Consider the following 12132-nt stretch of genomic DNA (forward strand, 5'->3'; position numbering starts at 1 on the left):
CTCAGCGCGCCGAGGCGGTCGTGGTCGGAGATTGCGCGGCGGCGAGATCGACCAGCCTGGTGAACTCCTCGCGCCAATAGCCGCTGGGGCTCCCCGCGAGGCGCTTGACCTCGCCCCAGGTGAAGCGGCCGATTCTTTCGTCGCCTTTCAGCTTCTGGCCGAACGCCGCCACCGCTGCGGCGAACGCCATGTCGCCGCGCGGCGGCTCCGCGGAGCGGACGAGGGAGGCCGGGAGAGGCTCCTCGATCAGCCGCGAGGTGTCGCCGTTCGGGAGCTTGTAGCGCAGCTTGAGGAAAGCGAGCTCGTTGCCTCCAGCTTTCGCCGCCGCACGATTGGCGGCGTAGCGGCGGTCGGACAGCCAGCCTTTTGCTCCCACCGGCACGATTTCGTATAGTGCCGTTACCGTGTGCCCGGCGCCGATGTCGCCAGCATCGACCGCGTCATTGGCGAAATCCTCCTCCTTCAGCATCCGGTTCTCGTAGCCGATGAGGCGGTATTCGGAGACGAAGGCGGGATTGAACTCGACCTGAATCTTCACGTCCTTGGCGATCGTGAAGAGGGTGGAGGAGAGCTCCTCGTCGAGCACCTTCTGCGCTTCCATGGCGCTGTCGATGTAGGCGTAGTTGCCGTTTCCGACGTCGGCGATCTGCTCCATCATCGCTTCGTTGTAATTGCCCTGGCCGAAGCCGAGGGTGGTCAGCGTGATGCCGTCGTCGCGGTTGCGGCGGACGAGGTCCTTGAGCCTCTCCGTATCGGCGATGCCGACATTGAAGTCGCCGTCGGTGGCGAGCAGCACGCGATTGATGCCCTCGATAAGCTTGTGTGCGCGAGCGGTGGCGTAGGCGAGCTCGATGCCCTGTCCGCCCGCGGTCGAGCCGCCGGACTGAAGCTGCGCCAGCGCCGCCTTGATCCTGGCAGGGTCACCGGTCGGCTCCAGCACGAGTCCGGCGGAGCCTGCATAAGCGACGATCGAGACGCGGTCGCGCGGGCCGATGCGGTCCGCGAGCAGCGACAGGGCGCTCTTCACCAGCGGCAGCTTGTCCTGCTGGTTCATCGAACCTGAGGTGTCGACGAGGAACACCAGGTTGGCGCTGGGCCGCTCGCTTCGCGGCAGATCGTAGCCGCGGATGCCGATGCGCAGCAGCCGCGTCTCCGGGTTCCACGGCGTCGTCGTCACGTCGGTGGTGACGGAGAAGGGGCGGTTGCGGTCGCGCGGGAGCGGATAATCGTAGCGGAAGTAGTTGAGCATCTCCTCCACCCTCACCGCGTCGCTCGGGGGCATCTGGCCTTGGGCGAGGAAGCGGCGGACGTTGGAATAGCTGCCGGTGTCGACGTCGACCGAGAAGGTGCTGACCGGCGCCTCGGCAACCCGCCTGATCGGATTGGGCGGGACGTCCGCATAGCGCTCGCGATCCTGAGGGCTGCCGACCACGATCGTTGGACTCGGGCGCGTCAACGCGAAGCCCCGGGCGATCCGGTTGCCGGTCACGGCGACCTGACCCTGCACACCGGGCGGTGGGGGCGGCGGTGGCGGCGGCGGTGGAGGTGGAGGTGGAGGTGGAGGTGGAGGTGGGGGAGGAGGCGGCGGTGCCGAATAATCCGCCGAAACCGGTTCCGTTTGCTGTCCGGCACAAGAGGCCAGCATCAGAATCGAAAGGGCGAGCAGGAACCGCTTCATCGACAGCCTCCCTATTTCACCTCAACTGCTACCACATAGGGGCTGGCAGGCAAGCGTGACGCCTACCTGCCGGCCTAACTTCAGGGTGCCGGCCGGTCCGGCGTGGCGCGCTGGGAGGCGGCGAGCTCGACCAGCTTGCCGAACTCCTGCCGCCAATAGCCTTGCTGGCTGCCGGCGAGCTTCCGGATATCGTTCCAGCCGAAGGGGCCGATCCGGCTGTCCCCCTTCAGCTTCTGGCCGAAGGCGGCGACCGCGGCGGCAAACGCCATGTCGTTCGCCGGAGCGCGGGCGGAGGCGAGCAGGGAGGTGGGCAGCGGCTGCTGGAGCAGCATCGAGCGCTCGCCGTTCGGCAGCTTGTAGCGCAGCTTCACGAAGGCGAACTCGCCGGCTGGGCCGGGCTTCGCCGCCGGCTTGTTGGCGCCGTAGCGCCGTTCCGGGAGCCAGCCCTTCGCGCCGGCGGGCACGATCTCGTAGAGGGCAGTGACGGTGTGGCCGGCGCCGATATCGCCCGCATCGACCGCGTCGTCATCGAACTCCTCTTCCTTGAGAATGCGGTTCTCGTAGCCGATCAGGCGATATTCGGAGACGAGGGCCGGGTTGAACTCGACCTGGATCTTCACGTCCTTGGCGATGGTGAAGAGGGTGGAGGAGAGCTCCTCGTCCAGCACCTTCTGCGCTTCCATGGCGCTGTCTATGTAGGAATAGTTGCCGTTGCCGTGGTCGGCGATCGCTTCCATCATTGCATCATTGTAATTGCCCTGGCCGAAGCCGAGCGTCGTCAGGGTGATGCCGTCGTCGCGATTATTGCGGACGAGATCCTTCAATTGCTCGGTGTCGGAGATGCCGACGTTGAAGTCGCCGTCGGTGGCGAGGATCACGCGATTGATGCCGCCTTCGATCTTGTTGGCGCGGGCGGTGGCGTAAGCGAGCTGGATGCCCTCGCCGCCCGCGGTCGAGCCGCCCGCCTGGAAGTTCACAAGCGCCGCCTTGATCCTCGAGGGGCTGTTGGTCGGCTCCAGCACCAGGCCGGCCGCGCCGGCATAGGCGACGATCGAGACCCGATCCTGCGGGCCGAGGCGGCCGGCGAGGAGCGAGAGCGCGGTCTTCACCAGCGGCAGCTTGTCCGGCTCGTCCATCGATCCCGACGTGTCGACCAGGAAGACGAGATTGGCGGGCGGACGCCCGCGGTGCGGCACGTCATAGCCCTTGATGCCGATCCGCAGCAGGCGCGTGTTCGGGTTCCACGGCGTCAGCGCGACGTCGGTCGTGACCGAGAATGGGCGGCTGCGGTCGGCGGGCGGCGCGTAGGCGTAGCGGAAATAGTTCAGCATCTCCTCGACGCGGACGGCGTCGGAAGGGGGAAGCTGGCCCTGGTTCAGGAAGCGGCGGACATTGGCGTAGCTCGCCGTATCGACGTCGACCGAGAAGGTGCTGACCGGCTCCTCGGCGACTCGCTTGACCGGATTGGGCTCGAGATTGGCGTAGCGCTCCCGGTTCTCGGGGGGCGGCATGTAGGCGGCTATGCCGGGCGGCGGCTCCATGGCGATATCGGCCGAGGCCTCGACATCCATGACGCGAAGCGCCGGCGAATGTTGCGGAGGAGCAGCCTGTTCGTCCTTCGAGCAGGCGGCGGCGAGGGTAAGCAGCACAAGGAGGTGAATGCGCATCAGGTGCTCTCCTTCTCTACCATCGGGATAATATTACATTTGGGACGACGCGGCAAGCGGCTTCAGCGGCCGCGCTGCAACTCCCGCCAGCCGATGTCGCGGCGGTAGAAGCCGGTGGGGAAGTGGATCGCGTCGACACCCGCATAGGCGGCTGCGCGCGCGGCCGCGATGCCGGTGCCGCGCGCTGTCACGGTGAGGACGCGGCCGCCGCTCGCGACCAGCTCCCCCTCGATGTCCGCGGTGCCAGCCTGGAAAATCCGGGCGCCTGCCGCGGCTGCCAGGTCGAGGCCGGTGATGCGGGCGCCGTTCTGAGGCGTTCCGGGATAGCCCTTGGCCGCCATCACCACCGTCAGTGCCACGTCTTCGGAGAAATGCGGCGGCTCGGTGCGCGCCAGTCTGCCGCGAGCGGTTGCCAGCATCAGATCGAGCAGGTCGGTGTCGAGGCGCATCATCAGCACCTGGCATTCGGGATCGCCGAAGCGGGCATTATATTCGATCAGCTTCGGCCCCTCTGCGGTCAGCATCAGGCCCGCATAGAGGATGCCGGAATAAGGACTGCCCTGATCGGCGAGGGCGCGGACGGTGGGGCGGACGATTTCCGCCATCACCTGCTCCTCGAGCTCCGGCGTCAGGATCGAGGCGGGGCTGTAGGCGCCCATGCCGCCGGTATTGAGGCCGGTGTCGCCCTCGCCGACCCGCTTGTGATCCTGCGCGGAGCCGAAAGGGAGGACGGTCTCGCCGTCGGTGAGGGCGAAGAAGCTGGCTTCCTCACCTTGCAGGAATTCCTCGATCACCACCGACGAGCCGGCGGACCCGAAGCCTCCCCCGAAGATGTCGCCGATCGCCTGCTCGGCCTCCTCCCGCGTCTCCGCGATGATCACGCCCTTGCCGGCGGCCAGGCCGTCCGCCTTGATCACGAGCGGCAGGCTGAAGTCGCCCAGGGCGGCAAGCGCGGCGTCCTTGTCGAAGGCGCGCAGGTAGCGAGCGGTGGGAATGCCGACTCTCGCGCAAAGATCCTTGGTGAAGCCCTTGGAGCCCTCGAGCTGCGCCGGAATCCGATTTGGGCCGAAGACGCCGATGCCCATCGTCCTGAGCGCGTCCGGAAGGCCGTCCACGAGCGGTCCCTCCGGGCCGATCACGACCAAGGCGACTGTGTTTGCGTGGCAGAAATCGACGACGGCGCGGTGATCGGCGGGATCGACATCGACCAGCTCGGCATGCTCGGCTATGCCGGGATTTCCGGGCGCTGCGAACAGCCTGGTAAGCCTCGGCGATTGCGCGAGCTTCCAGGCGAGCGCATGTTCGCGTCCGCCCGATCCGATCAGCAGGACATTCATGAACGCTTTCCCTTCCGACGATGCCGGGCTGTTAGCGACCGAGGCGCCGGGCGACAACGCATCCGCGCAGAGCGTCTCCGAACTGTCGATGGCGCTGAAGCGGACGGTCGAGGACCGGTTCGGCCATGTCCGGGTGCGGGGCGAGATTTCGGGCTTCAAGCGCCACGCCTCCGGCCATTGCTATTTCACGCTGAAGGACGAGCGGGCGTGCATCGATGCGGTGATCTGGAAAGGTTGCGCGCAGATGCTGCGCTTCCGGCCCGAGGATGGCATCGAGGTGGTCGCGACCGGCAAGCTCACCACCTATCCGGGCCGCTCCAAATACCAGATCGTCGTCGACCGGCTGGAGCTGGCCGGGCAGGGGGCGCTGATGGCGCTGCTCGACAAGCGCCGGCGTGCGCTCGCCGCGGAGGGGCTGTTCGATGCCGAGCGGAAGAAGAAGCTGCCGTTCCTGCCGCGCACGATCGGCGTCGTCACGTCGCCGACCGGGGCGGTGATCCGGGACATCCTTCATCGCCTTGCCGATCGTTGCCCGACCCATGTGATCGTCTGGCCCGTTGCAGTGCAGGGCGAGGGCGCGGCGGCGCAGGTGGCAGCAGCCGTGCGCGGCTTCGATGCGATGGCGGAGAAGCCGAATCTCGTGATCGTCGCCCGCGGCGGCGGCTCGATCGAGGATCTGTGGGCCTTCAACGAGGAGGAGGTCGTGCGCGCCGTCGCCGGCTGCTCGATCCCGATCATCTCGGCGGTCGGGCACGAAACCGACACGTCGCTGTGCGATTTCGCCGCCGACTTGCGCGCGCCGACACCGACGGCGGCCGCCGAGATGGCGGTGCCGGTGCGGAGCGAACTGCTCGGCCAGTTGCGGGAGACGGGGCTGCGCATCGCGCGCTGCGCGATGCGTGCGCAGGAGCGCGGGGGCGAGCAGCTGGAGAACAGCCTGCGCCGCTTTCCTGCGCGAGACGCGCTGCTCGCACCGCAGCGGCAGCGGCTGGACGAGATGGGGGAGCGCCTCCCGCGCGCGCTTGGCGGCCGGCTCAGCCACGCGCGCGCCGATCTTGGCCATGCTGCCGGCGCGCTGCGGCCGCCGTTGCTGGGCGCAGCGCTGCGGCGTGGGCGGGAGCGGCTGGCGGCGGTGCGGCTCGATCCGCGGCAGGTGCTCCGCCGGGTGGAGGACGGCCGCCGGAGCCTCGACGCCTTGTGGCGGATCGCGGCCCAGGCCCATCCCGACAAACCGCTCGAGCGCGGCTATGCCCGCGTCGAGGATCGTGAGGGCAAGACCCTGATTTCCGCCGCCGCAGCGCGGGCGGCCGGGCGGCTGCGGCTGGTCTTCGCCGACGGCAGGCTCGACGTCTCCGCCGCCGACGGGGTTGAGCCGGCCCGCCGCCGTCCCTATTCCGGCGGCAAGAGCGAGCAGCCCAAGCTGCTCTGAGGACAATTATGTTGATGTCGAACAAGGGCCGCGCTGCGCGGCTCCATTATATGGCCGGGACCTTCCGGGTGCTGAGCCCCGGCGACCATGTCGTCTGCGCGGTGACGGGGGCGCGCATACCGCTGGACGAGCTGCGCTACTGGAGCGTGGCGCGCCAGGAAGCCTATGCCAATGTCGAAGCCTCCGTGCGGGCGGAGAAAAGCGCTTGAGGCACCGCCTCTGGGCCGCGGCTCTGGTGGTGAGCCTGGCGGCCGTCGCTCCCGCGCAGCAGCAGGCGGACATCGTGCTGGAGGGCGCCCTGGTGCAGGGCGGCCTCGTTCAGGGCACCGTCCCCGCCGAAACCGTTAGTCTGACCCTCGACGGCAAGCCGGTGGCGGTCGCGCCCGGCGGCCGCTTCGTAATCGGCTTCGACCGGGATCACGGCACCACATCGACTTTGGTAGCCAATCTTGCGGGCGGGACTGCCCTGACGCGGCAGCTGGATGTGCGGCCGCGCACCTGGCGCACCCAGCACATCAACATCGCCCGGCGTCCGGGTGGACCGACCGAGGAATATCTCCGCCTCCGCGAGCGCGAACTGGCGCGGATAGCGGCCGCGCGGGCGGTGAATTCGAACAGCGACGGCTGGCGCCAGCGCTTCGTCTGGCCAAGCAAGGGCCGGATCAGCGGTGTGTTCGGATCGCAACGCATCTATCGCGGCGAGCCGGCCTCCTTCCACAGCGGCGTCGACGTGGCGCCTGGCGCGGGCACACCCGTCGTCGCACCCGCCGACGGCGTGGTCGTGCTCGCCGGACCGCCCGCCTTCAGCCTGGAAGGCAACCTCCTCATCATCGACCACGGCATGGGCCTCAACAGCGCCTTTCTCCATCTTGCGACGCAGGCAGTGAAGGAGGGACAGCAGGTGCGCCAGGGCCAGCTGATCGGCACCGTCGGCGCGACCGGCAGGGCGACCGGCCCGCACCTCCACTGGAGCATGAAGTGGCGCGACGCGCGGATCGATCCGCAGCCGCTGGCGGGGGCGATGGGCGACTGAGCGCCACCCCTGTCCGCTGTGTGTCAAAAAAGTTACACCAAAGTCGCCGCAAGTAACCCGGCGCTGGTTTACTATTGCCGAAATCGGTTTCTCTCCCGTAACTGATCGGCGATTTGGCGGACCTGCGGGGATGATGGGTCGGTCGAAGCACTAAGCGGACGCGGGTCCGCGACAAGGGGAACAGATACAATGACTGCACGCTTTCGTCGTCAGCTTCTCGCGACCACGCTGCTCGTAAGCGCGGGTGCGATCGCCTCGCCCGCCTGGGCGCAGCAGGACGCCAATCAGGGGCCGCCGGTCCAGCCCGAGCAGGTCCAGGAGCCGGTTCTCGGCGACGAGCCGAACCAGGCCATCGACGATAGCGCAACGGAAACCCAGCAGGGTGAAATCGTGGTCACCGGCTCGCGTATTGCGCGTCCGAACCTCACCTCCAACAGCCCGATCCAGGTTTCGACCGGCGAAGAGGCGGTCGAGAATGCCGACATCACCCTCGACACCTTCCTCAACACCCTGCCGCAGGTGAACCCGGCCGGCACGACCAGCTCGAACAACCCGGGCAATAACGGCCAGTCCAACATCGATCTTCGTGGCCTCGGCGCCAACCGGAACCTCGTCCTGATCGACGGTCGCCGCCCGATGCCCTCGAGCTCGACCCAGATCGTCGACATCAACACCATACCGCAGGGTCTGATCGAGCGCATCGAGGTGGTGACCGGCGGCGCCGGTGCCGCCTACGGTGCAGACGCCGTCGCGGGTGTGGTCAACTTCATCCTCAAGGATGATTTCGAAGGCCTGGAGCTTAGCGCCAGCTACTCGAACACGTTGCCTGAAACCGATGCGCGCGAATATCGCCTCAGCGGACTCATCGGCGCCAACGTGGCCGACGGCCGCGGCAACGTCGCGATCGCGTTCGATTATGCCAATCGCCAGGCGCTGATCAAAGCTCAGCGCGACTTCGCGGCACAGGCGACCTCCACCACGCCGACGCCGCCTACCGGCCGCTATCTCGAGGGTGGAAATCCATTCTCTCAGGCGGCGCTGAACGCGTTGTTTGCCAGCTATGGCGTCCCCGCTGCTCAGGCTCCGGGCTCGGCGCTCAGTCAGGTGCACTTCAACTCTGATGGCACGCTGTTTGCCGGCGGCGCCTTCAACAATGCGAGGGACGTCGCCAACTTCCGTTATCCGCTCAGCACGACAGGCGCGAACCCGAACCTCAATTACTTCCCGGATTTCTATTCCTACAACTTCGACTCCATCAACCTGCTGGTCCTGCCGCTGAAGCGCAAATCCGCCTTCATGCGCGGCAATTTCGAGATCAGCGAAGCGTTCGATATCTTCACACAGGCCGGTTATACCGAATATTCCGCCTCCACTGCGCTCGCGCCGACGCCCGTCGGCGTGCGCATCTACAACCCGGCCAACGTCCCGAACCAGTCGTTCGCCACTTCCCCGCTGGTCTCGCCGGGCGGAGCCAGCACCTTCGTTACCGGCTTCGTCATCCCGCTGAGCAACCCGTTCATTCCAGCCGATCTGCGTCCGCTGCTTGCCAGCCGCACCGGCGACATCGCCAACCTGACCGGGTCGGGCGCGACCGAGCCGATCAACCTCGCCTACCGCTTCCTCGGCACTGGCCTTCGCGAGCAGGCCTTCGACAATGAAGTCATTCAGGGTCTGATCGGCTCCCGCGGCCGCATTGCCGATTGGCTCCGCTACGAAATCTATCACTCGCGCGGCCGCACGACGATCGACCAGGAAGCGCGCGGCAACGTCAACGTGCAGCAGGTGCAGCGTCTGCTCGAGGCGGCCGACGGTGGCGTCAGCCTCTGCGACGGCGGCTTCAATCCGTTCGGCATCCAGCCCATCTCTCAGGACTGCGTAGACTTCGTTGACGAGGTGGGTCGCACCAGCACGAAGTTCTCGCAAAAGATCACTCAGGGCTTCGTTCAGGCCGATCTCGGCGAGCTTCCGGGCGGCACGATTTCTGCAGTGGTCGGCGCCGAGAAGCGGGACTTCCGCTTCTCCTTCGATCCGGGCGCGCTGTTCGGACCGATCGCCGGCTTCAACACGCAGTTGCCGATCGAGGGCACTAACGAGTTCACCGACTATTTCGCCGAGTTGCTACTGCCGATCCTGCGCGATCAGCCTTGGGCTGAGTCGCTCGAGGTTACCCTCGGATATCGCAGCTCGAAGAGCGACAATGCCGACCTGGTGAACGGTATCGACGCCGATTCGGTTACTTCGGACGCCTATAAGGTCGAGGTATCCTACGCCCCGATCGACGAGGTGCGGTTCCGTGGCAGCTATCAGCGGGCGGTTCGTGCGCCGAACTTCGGCGAGCTGTTTGCAGGCGGCGGCTCTTTCCCGCAGATCTTCGACCCCTGCTCGGTCGGAACGTTCTTCAGGACGAGCACCGGCGCCGCAGGTAGGAACCTGTGCATCAACGCCGGTCCGCAGGGCATTCCGGCGGCGGCCGTCGACGCCTTCGTCGCCCTTCCGGGCTCCCAGGCCCCGCTTGGCGGCGCCCCCAATGTGAACCTCCAGCCTGAAAAAGCGGACACCTTCACGGTCGGTGCCGTCTTCCAGGCAATGGGCTTCACCGGGTCGCTCGATTATTACAACATCAAGGTGAGGGACCTGATCCGTATTCCGGATCCGAACCTCTTCATCGCGGCCTGCCATAACTATCTCGGCAACCTGAACCCGAACCTGGATCCCGACAACATTTACTGCGCGGGCATCAACCGCAATCCGAACATCTCTGCGCTTGGGGCAGGGCCAGAGATCGGCGGCGATGAGAACTCCAACTTCATCGCCATCAACCGCGGCTTCCTGAAGACCTCGGGCATTGACTTCCAGCTCGGCTACCGTCTCCCGACGGAATGGGCGGGCGAGCGGTCGGCGCTGACGGCCAACCTGCTGGTCAGCTACTTGATCGACTTCAAGGAACAGGAGCTGCCGGGCGTCACGATCGATTATACGGGAACGGCTGGCTATTTCGGCCAAGGCCTGTCGGCGGGCGGCGGCGCCAGCCATCCGGAGTGGAAGGGCACCCTCAACCTCGCGTGGAACCTAAACCCGATCACGCTCTCGACCCGCATCCGCTACATCGACTCGATGCGCAACCGAGCGGAGCTCCAGTATCCGGGCGAGACCGATTTCAGCGGACCGGACGAGGTGTTCTACTTCGATGCAGCGGTCGAGGCGAACATCGAGAACATGACCTTCCGGGTGGGCGTCAACAACGTGTTCGACAAGCTGCCGCCGCAATATGCGCCGAACGTGCAGTCGGGCACCGATCCTTCGCTCTATGACGTGATCGGACGGCGCTTCTACGTCTCGGGCCGCCTCAGGTACTGAGCCATCTGATCGAGCTTTCGAAAGGAGGGGCGGGCCCGTGGGTCCGCCCCTTTTTCTTTGCGTTGCCGAGAGGCTAAACTCGTCTTCCCAGCCAGGAGTTTGCTGTGCCCGATGCTTTGATGATCGCGGTTCCTACCCACAGTGGCACGGTGGATTCAACGACGGCCGAGACCCTGCTACAGGCGCAGCGTGTCCAGCTCGGGCGCGGCCAGGGCTTCGAAACCCGGTTCCACAGCGGCGCCGTCATCAGTACGTTGCGTAACGTCATCGTCGCCGACTTCCTCGGCAGCACCGCTGACGTCCTGCTGATGCTGGATTCAGACCAGGGGATTTCGGGTCAGGCGCTGGAGCGCATGATCAGCTGCGACGCCTTGGTGACCGGATGCATCTACCCCAGGCGTCGCTTTGACTGGGGCCGGGTCGACCGCACGCAAACGGCGGCAGGTCTCGAGCGCATCCTCTACCAGGCGATGGACTTCGTCGGCGAGCTCGACCGGGATGCCGAAGGGAGAGCGGAGGTCCAGGACGGCTTCGCCCGGGCGCTGAACGTCGGCACCGGCGTCCTCCTGATCCGCCGGCCGGCGCTGGAAACGATGATGAGCCGCTTGCCGGAACTGGAGGGGACCGGTTTCCATACCCAGGAGTTTCCGCCGCCGCGCTTCCGGTACAATTTTGGCTTCTTCAACCCCTCTCCGGGTCCGGACGGTGTCCCGCAGTCGGAGGACTTCTCCTTCTGCAGCCGCTGGCGCGCCTGCGGCGGCGAGATCTGGGCGGACGTGTCGAGCCCGGTGGCGCATGTAGGCCGCCAGGTGTTCGCCGGAAGCTATCTGGATTTCGTGCGGGCAACGGGAACGGTGCAGGGCTGAAGGCGGCATCTTCTCCGTCGCTCCGGACTTTGCTAGATTGTCGGGGGTCGCAGCTGGAGGCCTCGATGCGCCTGTTCCTCACCTCACTTCTCGCTCTTGCCTGGTTCGCCGCAGGGCAGCCGGCTCCGGCAGCGACGGGCGCGGCTGTCCATGCCGACAAGCTGGTTTGCAAAGACAAGGCGCGGACCGGCACCCGCTTTCCAGCCAAGATGTGCCGGACCCGCGCGCAGTGGGAACAGATCACCTTGCAGCACCGGCGAGAGGCCAGCGAGATGATCGACCGGCCGGTGCAGAACAGGGAGTGCACGGGCGCCACCTTCGGCGTCCCGTCTGCGGGGATCGCGCCGACATCCTGCTGAACGGGCGCGATGCCGCAGGTCGTTTGTCGAGAAAAACTTGCGGCTGGGTGCGAGCCTTTCCAGACTTGCCGCCGTCCGCTAGAATTCATGCGTAGGAAGGAGATTCAGATGCGTCTCGTTATCGCCGCCATGGTCGCGCTGCCTTTGCTCGCCGGAACTCCGGCCTCGGCCGCCAGCGAGAAGGCTGCCGAGGGAAAGGTCGTGTGCAAGAACAAGGCGAAGACCGGCACCCGCTTTCCGTCGAAGATGTGCCGCACGCGCTCCGAGTGGGAGCAGATCAGCGCGCAGAACAAGCGCGATGCCAAGGAGATGATCGACAAGCCGATCGTCGCCAACGACTGCCAGGGCGCCGGCTGCTGATCACTTGTACCTGCGCCCTAAGGTGCGCAGCATCGGAAGGGGCGTA

The 12132-nt window shown here is 66.4% G+C and carries 10 protein-coding genes; 7 read left to right on the forward strand and 3 right to left on the reverse strand.

Going from position 1 to position 12132, the window contains the following annotated elements:
* Position 1: 1 nt before the first annotated feature.
* From AC5JBD_RS12000 to purD, 3 genes are all read right to left on the reverse strand, one after another.
* Positions 2-1507 carry a vWA domain-containing protein gene (locus AC5JBD_RS12000; protein WP_495722050.1) on the reverse strand — a complete coding sequence of 502 codons (1506 nt, stop codon included), beginning with the start codon at positions 1505-1507 and terminating at the stop codon, positions 2-4.
* A 251-nt stretch (positions 1508-1758) separates the two neighbouring features.
* Positions 1759-3345: a vWA domain-containing protein gene (locus tag AC5JBD_RS12005; protein WP_495722051.1), complete on the reverse strand. Its 1587-nt coding sequence runs from the start codon at positions 3343-3345 to the stop codon at positions 1759-1761.
* Positions 3346-3407: 62 nt separating this feature from the next.
* Positions 3408-4682, reverse strand: coding sequence for a phosphoribosylamine--glycine ligase (purD, locus tag AC5JBD_RS12010; protein ID WP_495722052.1), 1275 nt, complete (start codon positions 4680-4682; stop codon positions 3408-3410).
* Between purD and xseA the strand changes: the two genes are divergently transcribed.
* The 7 genes from xseA to AC5JBD_RS12045 all read left to right on the forward strand — a co-directional run bounded on the left by xseA (position 4681) and on the right by AC5JBD_RS12045 (position 12086).
* Positions 4681-6111, forward strand: a complete 1431-nt coding sequence (xseA, locus tag AC5JBD_RS12015) for an exodeoxyribonuclease VII large subunit (protein WP_495722053.1) — start codon at positions 4681-4683, stop codon at positions 6109-6111. The two genes, purD and xseA, sit on opposite strands and share 2 nt — an antisense overlap.
* Positions 6112-6119: 8 nt before the next feature.
* Positions 6120-6320: a DUF2093 domain-containing protein gene (locus tag AC5JBD_RS12020; RefSeq protein WP_495722054.1), complete on the forward strand. Its 201-nt coding sequence runs from the start codon at positions 6120-6122 to the stop codon at positions 6318-6320.
* Positions 6317-7144, forward strand: a complete 828-nt coding sequence (locus tag AC5JBD_RS12025; RefSeq protein WP_495722055.1) for a M23 family metallopeptidase — start codon at positions 6317-6319, stop codon at positions 7142-7144. Before AC5JBD_RS12020 ends, AC5JBD_RS12025 begins: the two co-directional genes overlap by 4 nt.
* Before the next feature lie 189 nt (positions 7145-7333).
* Positions 7334-10501: a TonB-dependent receptor domain-containing protein gene (locus AC5JBD_RS12030; RefSeq protein ID WP_495722056.1), complete on the forward strand. Its 3168-nt coding sequence runs from the start codon at positions 7334-7336 to the stop codon at positions 10499-10501.
* Positions 10502-10650: 149 nt separating this feature from the next.
* Positions 10651-11367: a hypothetical protein gene (locus AC5JBD_RS12035; RefSeq protein WP_495722057.1), complete on the forward strand. Its 717-nt coding sequence runs from the start codon at positions 10651-10653 to the stop codon at positions 11365-11367.
* 65 nt (positions 11368-11432) lie between these two features.
* A complete protein-coding gene (locus AC5JBD_RS12040; protein ID WP_495722058.1) occupies positions 11433-11726 on the forward strand; it encodes a hypothetical protein in 294 nt (97 codons plus the stop codon).
* A 108-nt stretch (positions 11727-11834) separates the two neighbouring features.
* On the forward strand, positions 11835-12086 hold the full coding sequence (locus AC5JBD_RS12045; protein WP_495722059.1) for a hypothetical protein: 252 nt from the start codon (positions 11835-11837) through the stop codon (positions 12084-12086).
* The last annotated feature ends 46 nt before the right edge of the window (positions 12087-12132 follow it).

The sequence above is a fragment of the Allosphingosinicella sp. genome, assembly GCF_059502505.1.